The following is an 18,568-nucleotide window of genomic DNA, read 5'->3' as shown; positions in this document are numbered from 1 at the left end:
AAGGAACATCAAGAGGGGCGGGTGGAACCACCGGCCCCTTTTTTATGGCCAAGCTTCATAAGCTGTTCATCTTGGCGCGCTTTACCCTTGTCACAGCCCGCTCACATGCTGTTGACTGAACGCGACCGACTTTGAGTTGTGCCATGCTGCAGCTATCTATACCCCAAAGACACGTGTCGCGCCCGACCATGCCATTTCCGGCAAAAGAATTCGGGGGCATCAGACGGAGGATATTTTACCGATGATACAGGCTCGCGCCATTCCCACCGATCACAACAGAGGGTTGGTTCCCTCCCGCGCTGATCTTCGCATGATGGTCTTTGCCCTGATTGGGGTCATTGCACTTCTGTTTCAAACCGTGTCTGCCGAGGCGCGTGGCGCGCCTGAAAGTTTTGCCGATCTCGCCGAAAAGGTCAGCCCCGCCGTGGTGAACATCACCACTACAACCATGGTCGAGGCCGCCGCCAATGATCAGCCGGTTGTGCCCGAAGGATCGCCCTTTGAGGATTTCTTTCGCGATTTCATGGACCGCAACGGTCAAGGCGGACAGACGCCACACCGCTCCCAAGCATTGGGATCGGGGTTTGTGATCTCTGAGGACGGCTATATCGTCACCAACAATCACGTGATTGAAGGCGCTGACGAGATTTCGATTGAGTTCTTTGAGGGCTTCACCCTTCCGGCCAAATTGATCGGCACTGATCCGAAAACGGACATCGCCGTATTGAAGGTCGAAAGCGATAAGCCTTTGAAATATGTGCCGTTTGGTGACAGCGACTTGTCGCGTATTGGTGATTGGGTCATGGCCATGGGCAACCCGCTTGGCCAAGGCTTCTCGGTCTCTGCCGGTATCGTGTCGCAACGCGGCCGCGCGCTTCAGGGTGCCTATGATGATTACATCCAAACGGACGCGGCCATCAACCGCGGCAACTCCGGTGGCCCGCTGTTCAATATGGACGGTCAGGTGATCGGCGTGAACACCGCGATCCTGTCCCCGAATGGTGGCTCCATTGGCATCGGTTTCTCGATGGCCTCAAACGTGGTGTCCAAAGTCGTCGATCAGTTGAAAGAATTCGGTGAAACCCGCCGCGGTTGGTTGGGTGTCCGCATTCAGGACGTGACGGCAGATGTGGCCGAGGCCATGGGGCTTGAGGCCGTCAAAGGTGCGCTTGTCACCGATGTGCCTGAGGGGCCGTCGAAAGAGGCGGGTCTTGCATCCGGTGATGTGATCCTGACTTTTGACAACAAAGAGGTCACGGACACCCGCAGCCTCGTGCGCACAGTGGGTGAGACCGAAGTTGGCAAAGCGGTGCGTGTCACTGTGTTCCGCGATGGCAAAACCAAAACGCTGATGGTCACTCTGGGACGTCGTGAAGAGGCCGAAAACGTTGCCTTCCCGACCGATGATGGGGCGGCACCGCAAGTGCCCGACACCACCCAGATGATGGGCCTGACCTTGCAGCCACTGGATGACACGCTGCGCGAAGAGCTGGGCGTCACCTCCGGCACCGATGGTCTGGTTGTGGTCGAGGTGGATGAAGCGTCTGAAGCCTTTGCCAAAGGCCTGCGGGCGGGCGATGTGATCACCGAGGCCGGTCAGCAAAAACTGATGTCTGTGACAGATCTTGAGGCCCGTGTGAGTGAAGCACGCGAAGGCGGACGTAAGACTGTGTTGCTCTTGGTGCGTCGCGCTGGTGACCCGCGCTTTGTGGCCCTTGGTGTCGAGGACAACTGAGCCTGAGCGCCTCGCCTCATAAAACAAAAAGGCGGCCCCCAGAGGTGGTGGGCCGCCTTTTCTATCTTGGAATATCTGAAAAGAATGTCTGAAAATCAGCCCTCGCGCGGCACTTCCTTAAGCCCAAGTTGACGTGCGGCCGCCAAGGATAGGATGTCGCTGTCCACACCTTGTTCCAATTGATAAGCGTGAATGGCACGTTTTGTCGCGAAATCCATCCGTCCATTCGCCGCTCCGGTATGATAGCCGCGCACCGACAGCGCCCGTTGCAGTGAGGCGATGAACTCGGGCGTCAGCTCCTCTTGGCACAGGGTCTCAAACCACAATTCCTTGCGCTCACGGACAATCTCTTGCCGGGTTTCGGTGCGATAGACGGCGGGGTAGGAGACGGTGCCATTGGCCTCGATTTGCGGCGGTTGCACCAAAACCTGATCGGTCACGGTTTCGATGATTGCGGGGGTGACATGGCGGCCGTAACAGGTATTTGGGTCGGCCCCCGGCGGTGCGCCCGGCGTATCTGACGCGCGCAAAATACCCTCTTCCGGGGTGCTCATCTGACAGGCGGCCAAAAGCCCCGCCAGAATGAAAAGCGGAAATCGGACGGGGAAAAGGACCTGTGTCATCGGCTTGCCTGTCTGCTTTGCCCCTTCTGGGGCCATTTGAGGCAAGTCTACCGCGAAATCCAGATTTTCCAAAGGGTTTGCCAAAGGGTTTGCCACAGAGTTTGCCAAAGGGTTTGAATGACATCGCCTTTGGGAGGCCGCTGCGTGATCACTGCCGCACCTCGGCGCGTTCCATGCCTGAAATATGGGCGCATGGGCCATCGCGGCACCAACCGGACCACGGATCGCGACGCAATGGCTCTTTTCACCGGGAAACCGACAGGCTAAGCCTGTGGCAACACGATGAAATGCGAAAGAAGGACAAGCCTATGGTCAAGATCACCTATGTCGAATTTGGCGGCACCGAACATGTTGTGGACGTGCCCGTGGGGCGCACCGTGATGGAAGGCGCGCGCGACAATGGCGTGCCGGGCATTGATGCCGATTGCGGCGGGGCCTGCGCGTGTTCGACCTGTCACGTTTATGTTGCGCCTGAGTGGGTCGAAAAAATCCCCGCGAAAGACGACATGGAAGAGGATATGTTGGATTTCGCCTATCAACCCGATCCGGTGCGGTCGCGCCTGACCTGTCAGATCAAAGTGACCGATGCGATTGACGGTCTCGTCGTCAACCTGCCCGAAAAGCAAATCTGATGCTGCGTCTGGCCGCGGCTTTTGTGCTGGCGGCCAGCCCGCTTGTCGCCACCGAGATCACGAATGACATCACCTCCGCGCGTTACATCGAGCCAACGGATGTCTACGGCCATGGTGCCGTGGCGGGCGGTGAACATGCGCAGATGCGGGTTGCTTTAAGTGACGGCACCGAGCGCAACGTGTCTTTCAAGAAAAGCATTTTCGAGGACACAGCACCGCGCCTGCATGATTTTGATGGCGATGGCGCGCCCGAAATTGTCACCGTCGTCAGCGGTTTTGCCACCGGCGCTTGGGTCCAGGTCTGGTCGCTCAATGCCTCCGGCGCGCTGATCCCGGCCAAATCCAATGCCCCAATCGGCCAGCGCCACCGTTGGCTTGCGATTGCAGGCATTGCTGATTTTGATGGCGATGGCGTCGATGACATCGCCTATATCGACCGCCCGCATTTGACCAAAGAACTGGTGATCCTGCCGGTCGATCTGGCGGGGTCGGGGATGTTAGATGCTTCCGCCCGCCTTGCCGGTCTGACCAATCATCACCTTGGCTCTGCCGAGATCGAAGGCGGCATTCGCGACTGTTCTGGGCACTTGCCGGTGATCGTCACCGCCAATGCGGACTGGTCGCAGGTTATGGAAACCCGATTTGAAAATGGGGCGTTGGTCAGCACTCCCGTTGCGTCCTACGTCGGGGCAGATAGCTTTGCGCCTTTCCTGATCTGTCCTTAATGCGCTCGTGATGCGCGCCTGAGGGACAGGGCGACGCCTTTCGGAAACTTAGCCACCTGAAAGCCCCGCAAATTGGGCCGTGCCACGCGTTTTGGCGCTGGCATTCTCTGTCGGCTGTGGCACAACGCCTCGACCCTTTAAAGAAAGATCGAGGACTTTGACATGACCTCCCATGTGCTGACCGTGACCTGTCCCTCCAAACGCGGAATCGTGGCTGCGATTTCCGGCAAATTGGCGGAGCTTGGCTGTAACATCACCGATTCCGCGCAATTCGATGATCCGGGCACCGATCAATTTTTCATGCGGGTGAGTTTTGTCTCCGAGACCGGCCTGACCCAGCCTGAACTGGCCCAAGGCTTTGCTCCCGTGGCCGAGGCCTTTGACATGCGCTGGGCAGTGCGGGACGAGGCCAAAAAGATGAAAGTCGTGATCATGGTCTCACGCTTTGGTCATTGCCTTAACGATTTGCTGTATCGCTGGCGCATCGGGGCTTTGCCGATCGACATCGTTGCCGTGGTTTCAAACCACATGGATTATCAAAAGGTTGTGGTGAATCACGACATTCCTTTCCACTGCATCAAGGTGACCAAAGAGAACAAACCCGATGCGGAAGCTGCGATCATGCAAGTGGTCGAAGACTCCGGTGCGGAGCTGATCGTTTTGGCGCGTTACATGCAAATTCTGTCAGATAAAATGTGCCAACAGATGTCTGGTCGGATCATCAACATCCACCATTCGTTTTTGCCGTCCTTCAAAGGCGCGAACCCCTATAAACAGGCGTTTGAGCGGGGGGTGAAATTGATCGGCGCGACGGCGCATTATGTCACGGCGGATTTGGACGAAGGGCCGATTATTGAACAAGACACGGTGCGGATCACCCATGCGCAATCCTCCGAGGATTACGTCTCTTTGGGGCGCGATGTCGAAGCCCAGGTGCTGTCGCGTGCAATCCATGCCCATATTCACCATCGTGTGTTCATCAACGGCAATAAAACGGTGGTGTTTCCGGCCTCTCCCGGCAGCTACGCTTCTGAGCGGATGGGGTAAGGAGGGGCTCTGCCCCTCGGTAGGGCAGCGCGCTGCCCTACCTCACCCCGGGATATTTTACGACAAAAGAAGCCGCAGGTTTACCGCCCATTAAGTTTGCTGCGCGAAGCTCACCCCACGGTACAGGCGGGGACGCCGATGACCGTGACGGAAGAAGGCCCTTCGCTCTCCTCAAGCGGAGGGTCATTTCTTTTGTCTTAAAAATATCCCGGGGGTTTGGGGCAGGCCCCCAATAAAACGAAGCCGTGGACATAGAAAAAGGCGTGCCGTTCGAGCACGCCTCTGTTCTGCCGCGACAGCCAGTGTTTGGGCTTTTACACCAAAGTTCCAAACCGGAGGGCCATTCGAGCCAGTGGTGCATTTCGCAGCTTGGTTTATCGCAGGGTAAGGTTAATGTTTTGCTAAGAGCGGTCGTAAAAGTTCAAAGCACCGCCCGCAGGCCGGTCTTTCGTAAAATAAAGGCAAGAACCAAGGCCATAAAAACCGCGCCATAGGCACTGACGAGACCAAAATCTTTTTGCCAAATCATCGTGTGAAGGATCTCGGCACAGTCGAGAGTAGCGAGCGAGACGATCCCAAGGCTCAGCGCTATGCTGACAAGAAAGAGGCCAAATTCAACGCGTCCCATCGGCTTGGGCATAAGGATCACGCGGAGCAGGGCCGGAATGGACATGCCGACAAACCCGATGATCATCGCATTTGCATCTCCGCCGCTGCTCATCAGCTCGGAACAGGTAAAAGGGGCGCTGCGTGGCCCCGCGACAAAGCCAATCCCATTTGTCGGCCAGAAGAAGGGCACAGATGCGGCGTAGAAAAGAAGCGCGGCGTAGAGCCGAGACACACAGGTGTGGATGTCTCGGCGCATGTCTTACATCGCCCGCCAGCCAATATCAGAGCGATAAAACCCGCCTGGCCATTCGATCCCCTCGATCATCGCATAGGCGCGATCTCGGGCCTCTTTGAGGCTTTCGCCACGCGCGGTGACGTTCAAAACACGCCCGCCCACGGCAACAATTGCCCCGTCTTTGAGAGCGGTGCCTGCGTGGAACACCATGTTTTTGCTGTCCTCTGGCAAAGCGTCCAAGCCTTTGATCACAGAGCCTTTTGCGTAAGATCCCGGATAGCCATTCGCGGCCATGACAACGGTGATCGCATGATCATCGGCCCAGTTGACCTGTGCCTGATCCAGCCGGCCTTCGGCGGTCGCGAGCAACAGATCAAGCGCCTGTGCGCCGAGCCGCATCATCAAGACCTGACATTCCGGGTCGCCAAAGCGACAGTTGTATTCGACAAGGCGCGGTTGACCGTCTTTGATCATGAAGCCCGCATAGAGCACGCCCTGATAGGGCATCCCGCGTTTGGCCATTTCCACAACGGTCGGTTTGACGATCTCGTCCATGGCTTTCTGAATGACGCTGTCGGTCATGACGGGCGCGGGGGAATAGGCGCCCATGCCGCCGGTGTTCGGGCCGCTGTCACCATCGCCGACACGTTTGTGGTCTTGCGCCGTGCCGATGGGCAGGACGTTTTCGCCGTCACAGAGAATGAACCAAGAGGCCTCTTCGCCCTCCATGAACTCCTCAATCACCACTTCGGCCCCTGCCGCACCAAATTCGCCGCCGAACATGTCGTCGATGGCGTCCAGGGCGGCCTGTTCGTCCATCGCCACGATCACGCCTTTGCCTGCGGCCAAACCGTCGGCTTTCACCACGATTGGAGCACCTTGGGCGCGGATATAGTCTTTGGCCGGGGTGGCCTCGGTAAACCGGGCATAGCCTGCGGTCGGCGCACCAGAGGCGTCGCAAATTTCTTTGGTAAAGGCTTTCGAGGCCTCCAGTTGCGCCGCCGCTTTCGAGGGGCCAAAGGTCAACACACCAGCGGCACGCAAATCATCGGCAACGCCTGCGGCCAAGGGAGCTTCTGGTCCGATGATCACAAAATCAATCGCGTTTTCTTCGACAAACCCCACGACAGCCGCGCCATCATTGATGTCAAATTTTGCGCATTCGGCGATCATTTCGATCCCCGCATTGCCGGGGGCGACGATCAATTTATCGCATTTCGGGTTTTGCATCACAGCCCAAGCCAAAGCATGTTCGCGCCCGCCGCTGCCCAAGATCAGAATGTTCATTCTCGCGTCCCCGCTTTTCATCCGGTTTCGGGCGTTTTAGGGTGAGTAGGAACACGACACAAGCGTGAGCACCCATATGTCCGAGCTTTTCGAAGATGACGGCCCGCAAGGAACGTCAAATGCGCCTGAATTCACCGTTTCCGAACTGTCGGGTGCGGTGAAAAAGATCATCGAGGGCGAGTTTGGCTTTGTCCGGGTCCGTGCAGAGGTTGGGCGGGTGTCGCGGCCACGGTCTGGGCATCTGTATTTCGACCTCAAGGACGACAAATCCGTGATCAATGCGGTGAGTTGGAAAGGGCAGGTGGCAAAGATGCAGGTCCAGCCCGAAGAGGGGATGGAGATCATCGCCACGGGCCGGATGACAACTTTTCCGGGCGGGTCGCGGTATCAGATCATCGTTGACAGTGTCGAGCCGGCGGGGGCGGGTGCCTTGATGGCGATGCTGGAGAAACGCAAAGTGGCCTTGGCCGCCGAGGGTCTGTTTGATCCGGCGCGCAAGCAACCGATTCCCTATTTGCCAAAGGTGATCGGTGTGGTGACCTCGCCCTCTGGTGCGGTGATCCGCGATATTTTGCACCGTCTGCGCGACCGTTTCCCACGCCATGTGTTGATCTGGCCGGTGGCGGTTCAGGGCCAAAACTGCGCCGCCGAAGTGAGCCGTGGGATCGAAGGCTTTAATGCTTTGCCCAAAGACGGGCCGATCCCGCGTCCCGATTTGATCATCGTGGCGCGTGGCGGTGGTTCGGTTGAGGATCTTTGGGGCTTTAACGAAGAGATCGTGGTGCGCGCTGCGGCGGCCTCAAACATCCCGTTGATCTCTGCCGTGGGGCATGAAACCGACACGACGCTGATTGATTTCGCCTCTGACATGCGCGCGCCGACACCCACAGCCGCCGCAGAAATTGCCGTGCCCGTACGACGTGAGCTTTGGGTCACGCTGCAAGAGATGCGGGCGCGGATGGAGCGGGCGTTGAGCCTTGGCGTGACGCGTCGGCGGCAACGGTTGAGTGACCTGTCTCGCGCTTTGCCACAGCGCGGGCGGCTTTTGGATGGGCCGCGTCAGCGCGTCGATCAGGCGGAAGCACGTTTGAACCAAGCCTTGATCACCTCCGTGGGCAATCGTCGGTTGAAATTGTCTGAGCGGTCCGCCGTTCTGCGGCCAACGATATTGCGCGGGATGTTGAAGCGCGGACAGGAGAAAACGGCGGTCCTTTGCGGGCGTCTTGGCCCGGCTTTGGCCCGGTCTGTGGCGCAAAGGCGCCGTGATTTATCCAGTGCCGCCAAAGGTTTGGACCCTATGCGCCTGTCGCGCCACACAGTTCAGGCGCGGGGTCAGTTGGATCAACTCACCGCCCGGTTTGAACGTGCGTCAAAGGCGCAAACCGAGCGCTGGCGCGGGGTGTTGGATCGCCGGGCCGGGATGCTTGAGGCGCTGTCCTACCAAAAGACTTTGGAACGCGGCTATGCGGTGGTTTGGGATGTCTCTGGTGGGGTCGTGACCTCGGCCAGGGATGCGAGCCGGATGCATGAGGTGCAGTTTGCCGACGGTCGGGCGCGGATTGGCGGCGGGGCGGTCGTGGTCCCATCACCTGCGAAGGCGAAAAAGCCAAAAGGCGGCGGACCAGAGCAGGGGTCTTTGTTTTAACGGGTCCGATGTCGAACGGATCAAACCCCGACTTGTGGACCCATACAGCTGAGCGGCCCGTCGCTGGCCCAGGCCTCGTAGAGTTCTGTGCCGCTTTCGCCTTGGAACACGGCCTTTAATTTGTCGCTTTCAACAAAGAACTGCCAGCATTGCGGGGCGGAGCCGTCCTCGTAGACGAAACAGATGTTTTGCCCGGATTCGTACCAGATGCCCTCTTTGCATGTGTCCTCGTCAAACGCCCAACGGACGCGGTTGCCGGGGAGGTATTCTTCGGCGCCGTAGGGTTGTCCCCCTCAGCATAGGTGAGGGTTTTGCCGGTGGCATAAGCTTCAAATTCGCTGCCAGTCAGCGGCTCAGACCCCGCCGGTGCGGCGAAAGTTGAGGTGGCGAAGACCAAAATCAAGGGGGCCAAAGAGGCCGGGAGAGACAGCTTTTTCATCATTTGGAAACCATGCCACAGCATTGCGATGAGCTCCACTCACATTCTTAACATCTGGTTAACTGGTCAACGTGGCGTTGGAGCTTTGTCCGCATCGGCCATCACCCGCGCCACACGTTTGTCCATCACTTTGAACCAAAGCGGCGGGATCAGCGCGAGCGTCGCCATGGCCGGTAAGGAGCGCGGCAAGCGCGGCATGTCATCCGACAGTTCAAGCGCGACATAGGGCTTCATCGGATGGGCGTGGTGATCAGAATGACGCGGCGCATTGAGCATCAAAAACGAAGTGAACCATTGCGGGCTGTTCCACGAATGTGCAGGCCCCACAGGTTCATATTTGCCCTCAGACACTTCGGCGCGGCGCAACCCGTAATGTTGGACGTAATCTGAGAGCATCAATTGCGAAGAGGCATAGCCCGCGAGCAAGATGTATTTGAAAATCCCCAATATTCCGCCGATTTGAAAGGTGATGAACAGACAGATCACAGCCCCGCCAAGATAGAGCGCATAGGGGTGTAAATCAGTGGCAGAGGCGCGTGCCCGCAGGGTGTTTTCTTCACGCAGCCCGGCCTTAAAAGATCCGATCCACGCGCGTGGCAAAAACCGATAATAGCTCATGCCTAGGGGGGCGGAGTTCGGGTCCTGAGCCGAGGCGGCATAGCGGTGATGGACGCGGACATGGGCGGTGGCGTGATGGCCAAACAAGAGGGTGATATAGACCCACGTGCCCAACCGCCGCAACGTCCGATCCGAGCGGTGGATCAGCTCATGGGCGTTGGAATTGGACACCTGTCCAAAGAACAGACCAAAGCCGAAAAACATGAACACTCGTTCCCAAAGTGCAAAAGGTCCGACGGAGAGCGCCCAAACGGCCAAGGGCATCATCGCAAAATGCGAAAGGGCGAGGATGGTGGACAGGGCATTGGCGTCGGGAAATGCGGCCTCTGGATCGGCAGGGTCGCGGGCGAGGCTGACCAGCTGATCAAAGCCATAGGCCAGTACGGTCATATACAGAAACCCGGCCACCGCCCAGAGCCCGCCAAACAGCGCGCCCAGTGACAAAAGCGCAACCGGGGCGAGGGTAGACAGGGCAAAAAAGCGAATGATGTGAGCGGTTTTTTGGGGATTGGACATCATGGACGCACCTTCTGGAATGTGCAGACTATAGGCGGTGTCCCCTATCGGTGCAAAAGCATTCAGCCGCGATAGAGACGGCGCAGGTCAAAGAGGGCAGGGAGGATTGGGATGGTGCAATTTAACATCGGCGTTGGCGGCGGCATGGCAGCAGCCATTCTTGCGGCGCTGGCCTATTTGCCTGTCACCCATCGCGACAAAACGCTCTGGCACAGCGCGCTCAAAACCGTTCCCGTCGCAGTATGTGCCATGATCGCAATGACGCAGAGCGCGCCGGGGCTTTTGGTCGCGGGCTTGGCGTTGTCGGCTTTGGGCGATTGGGCGTTGTCGCGTCCCTTTGAGCGGGCGTTTATGGCCGGGTTGGTGAGTTTTGCCCTCGCGCATCTGTGTTATCTTGGACTGTTCTCTGGCTTGGTCGAGACCTGGCGCATCCTTCCCGCGCTCCTTTTGATCGGGTTTGCGCTTTCAAGCGAGCTTTGGCTGGCCCCTTCACGGGCGACTTGCGGGGGCCGGTGCGCATTTATGTTGGATTGATTTGCGCGATGGCGGTTGCGGCGCTGAGCCTGCCTGATCTTTACCGCATGGCAAGTGTCGGCGCGCTGCTTTTTATGGCCTCGGACCTGATCCTTGCGCTTCAGATGTTTCGCATGCCGGCGGGGACCAAGCGGGCGCGCTGGGCTGGCTATGCGCTGTGGACCCTGTACATCCTTGGGCAAATGGCGATTCTTTTCGCCTTTGTTGCTCTCAAACCGGTTGCCTAGGGCTTTTCTAAAAGGCCAAGACCGATTAAGTGAGCAAGGAACGGAGGCCAAATGTCGCTATTCTCGAAACTGAAATCTCGCCTAAAGAAAACTTCGTCGAAACTCGACGAGGGTCTTGAGGCGATTGTCGAAGATGGCGGTGTGCAAAGCAGCGCGGATGAGGCGGTTTTGGCCGATCCGGTGGTGCCCGAGGTCGCGCCGATTGAGCCGCCTTTGGAACAGCCCGTGCCCCTCCCAGAAACAGGTGCGCCGCCTGAGCCGGTTGAGACACCCGACGCGACACCCATTGAGATCCCGCGTGCAGTGACACCGTTGGAAATCCCGGTTGAGACCGTTGTGAACCAGGTGCCCGAACCGACTGCGCCCGCGACAAAGCCGGGCTTGGTTGGACGCCTTTTGGGCCGCAAAGAGGCTCAGCCCGTGCTGCGGCGCACCCTTGATGATGCGATGTTGGAGCAGCTTGAAGAGCTGTTGATCACCGCCGATATGGGCGTCGAAACCTCGATGCGCGTCACCGCCGCGATGGCCGAGGGGCGGTACGGTAAAAAGCTTTCGGTCGATGAAATCAAGCGCCTGATGGCCAGTGAAATTGCACGAATCATGGAGCCTGTGGCCAAGCCGATGCCGCTGTATCCCAAGGCACCGCAGGTGGTTTTGGTGGTGGGCGTCAACGGATCGGGCAAAACCACGACGATCGGCAAATTGGCCAGCCAATTCAAAGCCGCCGGGAAAACCGTTGTGATTGCCGCCGGGGACACGTTCCGCGCCGCAGCCGTCGAACAATTGCAGGTGTGGGGCACGCGCGCCGGCGTGCCGGTTTTGACCGCACCCGAGGGCTCTGACCCCGCCTCATTGGCCTTTGATGCTATGACCAAGGCCGAAGAATTGGGCGCAGATCTGTTGATGATCGACACCGCCGGACGGTTGCAAAACCGCGCCGATTTGATGGAAGAGCTGTCCAAAATCGTCCGGGTGATCCGTAAAAAGGACGCCACCGCACCGCACAACACATTGCTTGTGCTGGACGCGACAACCGGACAAAATGCGATTTCACAGGTTGAGATTTTCCAAAAACTCGCGGATGTCTCCGGCCTTGTGATGACAAAACTCGACGGTACGGCGCGCGGTGGTGTGCTTGTGAGCCTCGCGGATAAGTTCGGCCTGCCGATCCATGCGATTGGGGTGGGCGAACAGATCGACGACCTTGCGCCGTTTGATCCCGAAGATTTTGCCAAGGCCCTGATGGGTCTGGAGGTTTGATGTTAGAAATTCTGCACGCAATCGGCCCGGGCAACTGGGTTTCGGGCGGTGACGTTGTTGAGCGTCGCGAATCCATGCAGGAGCTGTTTTTCGATCACCCGGTGTGCCCGGAGGAGACCGAAGAGGACTGGCCCGACGACCGTCAACTCTACGCCGAAATGGTGGTGGTTGAGGGCGAGCGTTTGATTGGCACCGCGATGTTGGTGGTCGATCCCGAGCGCGAAGACCGCCCGGCGCGGATTTGGGGCATGGGGGTTTTGCCGGCGTTTCGCACGGATTTCATCATCCAAACCTTAGAAGAAACGCTCATTCGGGCCGCCCATCTTGACCCGGCGTATCCGTTTATCGAGGCGACAGATGGCGCGCTTGTGCCCAATCCCTATTCGGAAATCGAAGGTCTGCGCGAACGTCGCGGCCCGCTTGCCGCCTGATGTGACCAAGAAGGGGGCGCCCCCGGTGTTTGCCCTCCCCCCCCTGTGCGCTTAATCCTCTGGCCCTTTTCAATGTGCTTCTGTAGCAGGACGCTATGAGCAGTTGGATTCTTTCCCTCGAAGGCACAGAGGCCGGTCACCACGCAGCCCTTGCATTGGCTTTGGCGGCAGCATTTTTACATGCTTTGTTTGGCGCGCTGCAAAAGGGGCGGCATGATCCGTGGATGTCTCGGGGCGCGATGGATTTTTTCTATTGCATCATTGCGGCGCCGTTTGCGCTTTTCGTGGTGCCATGGCCCGAACCGCATATGTGGATCATTTTTGCGGGCATGTTTGTCATCCACATGGGGTATAAAGTTGCCCAAGGCTACACCTACACCAAAGGCGCTTATACCGTGGTCTATCCGGTGGTGCGCGGCACCGGGCCGTTTTTCGCGGTCATCGGCGCGGGCTTGGTGTTTGGCGAACATTTCACCCTGATCCAATGGTCGGGGGTGATGGTGTTGATCGCCGGTATTTTTGGCCTTGCGGTTTATAACTTGCGCACCATCACTTTGGGCCGTGACACCATGGTCCCCGCCTTGATGTTGGCGGTTTTGACCGGGTCTTTTGTCGCGCTTTACACCACCTATGACGCCTATGGCATCCGCGCCACCGCCGATCCGTTCACCTTTTTGGCGTGGTTCTTTTTTCTTGACGGTCTTGTGATGCCAGTTGTTGCCGCGTTGCGCTATCGTCAGATGGTCGAAAAGCCCGCGCTTGGCCCCTTGGCACTACGTGGGTTTGCCGGCGGCATCGTGGCGTATTTTTCGTTTGGTTGCATCATGTTAGCCACACGATTGGACAATGTCGGCGAAGCTGCCGTGTTGCGTGAAACCTCGACCGTGTTTGCGGCCTTGATTGGATGGATCGTTTTGGGCGAAAAGGTTGGGCCACGCCGTTTGGCGTTGATGACCTTGATTGCAGTCGGTGCGATCATAGTTGAGATGGGTGGATAAAGGACAGATCATGCCAGAAGACGCACCAGAGACGATCGCCGAAAAAAAGCTCAATCCTGTGGTCAAGACCGTGCTCGAAATGGGGCCGATCTTGGCGTTTTTCGCGGGCTATGTGATCTTGAAAGACAAGGTGTTCACCATCGCGGGCACGGACTATTCCGGGTTCATCGTGATGACCGCGCTGTTTATCCCGCTTTTGGCGGCATCGACCTTTGTGCTCTGGCGGCTGACCGGAAAGCTCTCCGTCATGCAGGTCATGACGCTTGTTTTGGTCGTGGTTTTTGGTGGGCTGACGATTTGGCTCAATGACGAACGGTTTTTCAAAATGAAACCGACGATGATTTACCTGCTGTTCGGCGGGGCGTTGGGCGTGGGCTTGCTGCGCGGTCAATCTTATCTGTCGTTGGTGTTGGGTGAGGTCATGCCGTTGGATGCGGAGGGTTGGAAAAAACTCACCTTTCGGATGATGCTGTTTTTCTTCGCGCTCGCCGTGGCCAATGAGATGATTTGGCGCACGATGGAGACCGACACTTGGGTCAAATTCAAAACCTTTGGCCTGCCCATTGCGATGATCGCGTTCTTCATGGCCCAAGGCGGTTTGATGAGTCGCCATTCGACCGAAGACGACAGCGCTCAGGACAAAACACCAAAGGCCTAAGGGTCAATTCCCGGTGGCGGTGTAGGGCAGGTAGGCAATCGCCAAGGCAGCGTTGCCGGTGAGCGTCAGACCGTCGATCAAAATATCCTGACCGGGCGCGCCCGCGACGATGTCGTTGACCAACTGTCCCGACGAAATGATCGCCAAGAGTTCGGGTGATTGCAGCATGGCAAAATGCCCAAGCATCCCGGCCCCCGGCGCATTGGTGACATCAAGCACCAAAACGCCCATGTCGCGCAGTGCGGCAATGTCATCTGCGGCCCCCACGCGCGGGTGACCACCGGTCAGGATCGACGAAATCTTAAGGGCGGAATCGCGACGCGAGGCGACAACGGCCAGTTCCACGCCGTAGGGCGACACATCCTGAACCTGACGGCGAAACACATCGACGTCGATGTCGGCATCAATCAACACCACGCCGTTGAGCGCGTCCAATGTGTGCTGATCGCCCTCCAAAGCCAGCCTTTTGAGCGCCTCCATCGTCAACAGACCCCCCATCGAATGCGCCAGGATGGTGATGCTTTGCGCGTTCGATTTGGCCAGATCTTTGATCGCATCGGCCAAGGCGCGGCGGGCATAAAGCACCGAATCCCGGTCATAGGCATATTGCGACACGCGGCCCGCAGAGGGCCATGAAAACGCCACCATAGGTTCGGTCATCTTGAAATCGGTGGCAATCTGTGCGGCGCGAAACACCGCACTGGCATAGGAAACGTTGTAGCCATGCACAAACAAAATGACGCCGCGATCGCCCTTGGGGCGGCGGGCGATTTCAGCGTCTAAATCGGTGCGAAACCGGGCAGGGCCGTCATAGGACTTGCTCTGCGCGACAAAGAATTCGCGTTTGGGATCAATGTTGCGCCTTGGAAACGAGAAATGGCCCGGTTTCCGGTCCGGTGGCACGGAAATCGTATAATTGCGATAAAAGACCGCGTCGGACCGCTGGCCTTCAAACGCCTCATGCGCATCGGGCGAGACCGTGCGGTTGGTGAGGACAAAAATGTCCCGAGTGTGCTCCGGTGTCACCTCCGGCGGCGTGTTGATCAACGGTTGCGCGCAGCCGGTCAGGACCAAAGCCCCGCCGCTCAACAGAAAGTGCCGCCGGGAGACTGTCACGTTATGTGCCTTTTGTCCCACCAAAGAGGATCTTTTGCGCGGCTTTGTCATGGGCGGTATCTGTGCGCCGCTCGGCCCCAAGGGCACGGCCACGTTGCACCGCCGGGCGCGCTGCGATCCGGTCGATCCACCGCGCCAGATGGGGTTTGTCGTCCAAGGTTTGCTCTTGGCCTTCCCAGAGCGAAGCCCAAGGCCAAATCGCCATATCCGCGATGGAATAAAAATCGCCTGCGACGAATTCTTCTTCGGCCAAACGCCGATCCAAAACGCCATAGAGCCGCGCGACCTCGTTGCGGTAGCGGTCTTTGGCATAGGGCAAATCGTGCGGCGGCTCCATTTTGGGCGCGTATTTGAGGAAATGATGCGCCTGTCCGGCCATCGGGCCAAGCCCGCCCATTTGCCACATCAACCATTGATCCACGGCGACTTGGTCGCGTTCGCCGCCGCCATAAAAGTGACCGCATTTGCGCGCCAGATATTGCAGGATTGCGCCCGATTCAAAAATAGAAATCGGTCGACCGCTTGGCCCTTCGGGGTCATAAATCGCGGGCATCCGGTTGTTGGGCGCGTGTTTCAAGAATGCGGGATCAAATTGCTCGCCCGCGCCGATGTTGATGAACTTGACCTCATAAGGCAGGTCCATTTCCTCAAGCGCGATAGAGATTTTCCAGCCGTTTGGCGTCGGCCAATAGAAGAGCGTAATGGGAGTGTCGATCATGAAAACGGTTCCGTGCGGTCATCAAAGGAAAGAGGGTTGGAAGGATGGCCTTAGGATGACGCTTTGCGCGAAAAGGACAAGAGTGAAGGTGTCCGAGGGCCCCGGAAAAGACGCGAATAGCGTGGGGCAGGGGCGTCAGACATCAGATGTTTCAACAATCCGATGGGAAGCTGTTCGGGGTGGCGCAGCGCAGTGCGGTAGAGATCAAAGACCCCGTCGCGCAGATAGGGCGACCAATGGCAGACGCGTTTGTCGGCCTCAGGGATTGTATAGCCGAGTTGCGCCAAACAGGCCCGCGTCCCGGCATCGTCAATCTGAAGATCGCACCAACCGCGCAGGTCTTGGCCAAGCCCAGACCCCAGTGTGCGCGATGCACCATGATCCGGGGTCAGCGCCAATTCGGCCATCAGATCAAACAGATCATTTTCACGTGAGGTCACATTGATCACCTCGGCACTGCGCCCGGCGGCGCTGTCCATGGCAACACTCGCTGTGCTGCGAAACTCGGCGGCGGCCAAAAGAATCATCCGACCCACGGCGCCCTCAGACAGATGCGGCAGCGCCGACAGGGCCACCCGCGCGCCAAGCGAGTGGCCGATCACATGCACCGGACGCTTGATGGTCCAAATCAGCCGGGCCAAGGCCTCGCCCGCAAGTCGCGCTTGGGCGTAAGCCTGCCAAATCGTACCGCGGGCTTCCCAGCCCAGAGCGATGCACAGGCCTTCGTCCGCCGCGTTGCTGCCAAATCCAAGACCGCGTGGCCAGCTCAGTGCCTTTGGGCACCGCGCGCCGGGATCAAGCGACAGGATGTGATCATGCGGGTCATGTTGGGGCACTTGTGGGGAGAATTTATAACCGTGGATGCAAATCACCACCGGCGCCTGCGCCGGGGTTGCCGCCAAGGCGCGCTCTAAAGCGTCCTTGGTTTGGGACGCGGGGAAAGGGCCGTCGACATTGAGTTGCATGAGGGGCATGGACGCCGCTCCCCTGGGTTCGATGTGCGCCGAGAACTGCACATAGTTTGCGTGGGGTTTGTCACGATGCTGCGACATCGGGGTGAATCTTTGTTAACGGTGCCGCGCGCAGTTGACAGAGCGTCGCAGGATTTGTACCCCGACCAAACGTGGCGATTTGTTCTCCGGATTGCGGGCCACATAAAATATTCCGCTAAAGAGGTCAGGACGAGACGCTGGGTTGGATGACCCGCCGCGCCCCCGCTCTTGATCGAGAGGGGGCTTTTTTGTTGGCGGAAGGGAACCGTGAAATGAGCAACGCGAAGAGCAATACCAAGAACAATGCGGGGTGGAAAACCCGCACAAAACTCGTGCATGAAGGCATTCGGCGCAGCCAATATGGCGAAGTGTCCGAAGCCCTTTTTCTGACCCAAGGCTTTGTCTATGATACGGCTGAGGCGGCAGAAGAGCGTTTTGTGTCTCTGGGCGAGGATGAATTTATCTACGCCCGCTACGGCAATCCCACCACCCGCATGTTCGAAGATCGCATGGCCTCTTTGGAAGGCTATGAGGACGCGTTTGCCTGTGCCTCTGGTATGGCCGCTGTCAATGGCGCGTTGATGGCTTTGCTCAAAGCCGGGGATCATGTGGTGTCGTCGCGGGCGCTGTTTGGCTCCTGTCTCTATATTCTCGAAGAGGTTCTGGGGCGTTTCGGCGTTGAGATCACCTTGGTCGATGGCACCGATCTGGACGCGTGGCGCGCGGCCATTCGCCCCGACACGGCGCTGGTGTTCCTTGAGAGCATTTCCAACCCGACTTTGGAGGTGATCGACCTCAAAGCCGTTTGCGATCTGGCCCATGCGGTTGACGCCAAAGTCGTGGTCGACAATGCGATGTGCACGCCGATCTTCTCCTATGCCGCTCAGGCGGGGGCCGATCTGTCGGTTTATTCCACCACCAAACATGTCGACGGGCAGGGACGGTGTTTGGGCGGGATGATTTGTGGGTCGCGCGATCTGATCCGGGGGCCGGTTGAGGCCTATCTCAAACACACCGGTGGTGCGATGAGCCCGTTCCATGCTTGGGTACAGCTCAAGTCGATGGAAACGCTCGACCTTCGGGTGCGGCAACAAGCCAGCACGGCGCTCGCCGTGGCGGATGCTCTTGATGGGCACCCGGCGCTCAATGCTGTGCGCTATCCGACCCACAAAGCCCATCCGCAATGTGATCTGGCCCAATCCCAAGCTGAGGCGGGCGGCACCGTCTTGACGATTGATGTCAAAGGCGGCAAGGATGCTTGCTTTAAGTTTCTGAATGCCTTGGAGATTTTTACCATCTCCAACAATTTCGCCGATGCCAAATCCATCGTCACCCATCCCGCGACCACCACACACCAACGCCTGCCGCAAGAGCAGAAAGACATGTTGGGCATCACGCCGGGCATGGTGCGTGTGTCGCTTGGGCTGGAAGACCCTGACGATTTGATCGCCGATCTGCGGGCGGCTTTGGATGTGCTGTGATCCGCTGGTGTTTCTCCCACGTATCTGTTGGTAACGGGCGCA

At 58.3% G+C, this 18,568-nt stretch carries 17 protein-coding genes, 1 pseudogene and 1 riboswitch; of the genes and pseudogenes, 11 read left to right on the top strand and 7 right to left on the bottom strand.

The window, feature by feature from the left end; all coding sequences use genetic code 11:
- The first annotated feature begins 241 nt into the window (after positions 1–241).
- The gene (locus DA792_RS11835) at positions 242–1,735 is read left to right on the top strand and encodes a Do family serine endopeptidase (protein ID WP_199908165.1); all 1,494 of its coding nucleotides are present in this window, start codon (positions 242–244) and stop codon (positions 1,733–1,735) included.
- Between the two features lie 95 nt (positions 1,736–1,830).
- On the opposite strand, the gene DA792_RS11830 is transcribed toward DA792_RS11835, so the two are convergent.
- Positions 1,831–2,358: a peptidoglycan-binding domain-containing protein gene (locus tag DA792_RS11830; RefSeq protein WP_254679683.1), complete on the bottom strand. Its 528-nt coding sequence runs from the start codon at positions 2,356–2,358 to the stop codon at positions 1,831–1,833.
- Positions 2,359–2,666: 308 nt separating this feature from the next.
- Between DA792_RS11830 and DA792_RS11825 the strand changes: the two genes are divergently transcribed.
- The 3 genes from DA792_RS11825 (at position 2,667) to purU (ending at position 4,762) form a co-directional block, all read left to right on the top strand.
- Entirely contained in the window at positions 2,667–2,990 is a 324-nt protein-coding gene (locus DA792_RS11825; RefSeq protein ID WP_074641871.1) for a 2Fe-2S iron-sulfur cluster-binding protein, read from the top strand.
- Positions 2,990–3,715 (top strand): FG-GAP repeat domain-containing protein, encoded by a 726-nt coding sequence (locus tag DA792_RS11820; protein WP_107720113.1) that lies wholly within the window; start codon positions 2,990–2,992, stop codon positions 3,713–3,715. Before DA792_RS11825 ends, DA792_RS11820 begins: the two co-directional genes overlap by 1 nt.
- 162 nt (positions 3,716–3,877) lie before the next feature.
- Positions 3,878–4,762 (top strand): formyltetrahydrofolate deformylase, encoded by an 885-nt coding sequence (purU, locus tag DA792_RS11815; protein WP_107720112.1) that lies wholly within the window; start codon positions 3,878–3,880, stop codon positions 4,760–4,762.
- 421 nt (positions 4,763–5,183) lie between these two features.
- Here the strand turns inward: purU and DA792_RS11810 are convergent, their stop codons facing one another.
- Positions 5,184–5,627 (bottom strand): hypothetical protein, encoded by a 444-nt coding sequence (locus tag DA792_RS11810; RefSeq protein ID WP_107720111.1) that lies wholly within the window; start codon positions 5,625–5,627, stop codon positions 5,184–5,186.
- A gap of 3 nt (positions 5,628–5,630) precedes the next feature.
- Positions 5,631–6,893 (bottom strand): phosphoribosylamine--glycine ligase, encoded by a 1,263-nt coding sequence (gene purD, locus DA792_RS11805; protein ID WP_107720110.1) that lies wholly within the window; start codon positions 6,891–6,893, stop codon positions 5,631–5,633.
- A 76-nt stretch (positions 6,894–6,969) separates the two neighbouring features.
- On the opposite strand from purD, the gene xseA reads away from it, so the two are divergent.
- Positions 6,970–8,538 (top strand): exodeoxyribonuclease VII large subunit, encoded by a 1,569-nt coding sequence (gene xseA / locus DA792_RS11800; protein ID WP_107720109.1) that lies wholly within the window; start codon positions 6,970–6,972, stop codon positions 8,536–8,538.
- Positions 8,539–9,043: 505 nt separating this feature from the next.
- Here xseA and DA792_RS11790 read toward each other — a convergent pair.
- Positions 9,044–10,114, bottom strand: a complete 1,071-nt coding sequence (locus DA792_RS11790; RefSeq protein WP_107720108.1) for an alkane 1-monooxygenase — start codon at positions 10,112–10,114, stop codon at positions 9,044–9,046.
- Between the two features lie 108 nt (positions 10,115–10,222).
- Between DA792_RS11790 and DA792_RS11785 the strand changes: the two are divergent.
- The 5 genes and pseudogenes from DA792_RS11785 (at position 10,223) to DA792_RS11760 (ending at position 14,219) form a co-directional block, all read left to right on the top strand.
- A pseudogene (locus DA792_RS11785) lies at positions 10,223–10,872 on the top strand (lysoplasmalogenase).
- Between the two features lie 51 nt (positions 10,873–10,923).
- Positions 10,924–12,132 (top strand): signal recognition particle-docking protein FtsY, encoded by a 1,209-nt coding sequence (gene ftsY / locus DA792_RS11775; RefSeq protein WP_107720105.1) that lies wholly within the window; start codon positions 10,924–10,926, stop codon positions 12,130–12,132.
- Positions 12,132–12,563, top strand: a complete 432-nt coding sequence (locus DA792_RS11770) for a GNAT family N-acetyltransferase (RefSeq protein WP_107720104.1) — start codon at positions 12,132–12,134, stop codon at positions 12,561–12,563. Before ftsY ends, DA792_RS11770 begins: the two co-directional genes overlap by 1 nt.
- A gap of 95 nt (positions 12,564–12,658) precedes the next feature.
- The gene (locus DA792_RS11765; protein WP_107720103.1) at positions 12,659–13,561 is read left to right on the top strand and encodes a DMT family transporter; all 903 of its coding nucleotides are present in this window, start codon (positions 12,659–12,661) and stop codon (positions 13,559–13,561) included.
- Between the two features lie 10 nt (positions 13,562–13,571).
- On the top strand, positions 13,572–14,219 hold the full coding sequence (locus DA792_RS11760; protein WP_107720102.1) for an inner membrane-spanning protein YciB: 648 nt from the start codon (positions 13,572–13,574) through the stop codon (positions 14,217–14,219).
- Positions 14,220–14,222: 3 nt separating this feature from the next.
- Here the strand turns inward: DA792_RS11760 and DA792_RS11755 are convergent, their stop codons facing one another.
- From DA792_RS11755 to DA792_RS11745, 3 genes are read right to left on the bottom strand one after another with little or no spacing between them, the layout of a single operon-like run.
- Positions 14,223–15,335 (bottom strand): alpha/beta hydrolase, encoded by a 1,113-nt coding sequence (locus DA792_RS11755; RefSeq protein ID WP_159075255.1) that lies wholly within the window; start codon positions 15,333–15,335, stop codon positions 14,223–14,225.
- Position 15,336: 1 nt separating this feature from the next.
- Positions 15,337–16,053 carry a glutathione S-transferase family protein gene (locus DA792_RS11750; protein WP_107720100.1) on the bottom strand — a complete coding sequence of 239 codons (717 nt, stop codon included), beginning with the start codon at positions 16,051–16,053 and terminating at the stop codon, positions 15,337–15,339.
- A 50-nt stretch (positions 16,054–16,103) separates the two neighbouring features.
- Positions 16,104–17,027, bottom strand: a complete 924-nt coding sequence (locus DA792_RS11745) for an alpha/beta fold hydrolase (RefSeq protein ID WP_159075254.1) — start codon at positions 17,025–17,027, stop codon at positions 16,104–16,106.
- Positions 17,028–17,166: 139 nt separating this feature from the next.
- Positions 17,167–17,245, top strand: a riboswitch (SAM riboswitch).
- 72 nt (positions 17,246–17,317) lie between these two features.
- Between DA792_RS11745 and metZ the strand changes: the two genes are divergently transcribed.
- Positions 17,318–18,526 (top strand): O-succinylhomoserine sulfhydrylase, encoded by a 1,209-nt coding sequence (gene metZ / locus DA792_RS11740; RefSeq protein ID WP_107722677.1) that lies wholly within the window; start codon positions 17,318–17,320, stop codon positions 18,524–18,526.
- Positions 18,527–18,568: the final 42 nt, after the last annotated feature.

Origin of the sequence: Celeribacter baekdonensis (assembly GCF_003047105.1) — a bacterium.
Taxonomy (GTDB): domain Bacteria; phylum Pseudomonadota; class Alphaproteobacteria; order Rhodobacterales; family Rhodobacteraceae; genus Celeribacter; species Celeribacter baekdonensis_B.
Note: the sequence above shows the minus strand (reverse complement) of the source record. Positions and strands in the feature narration are given on the sequence as shown.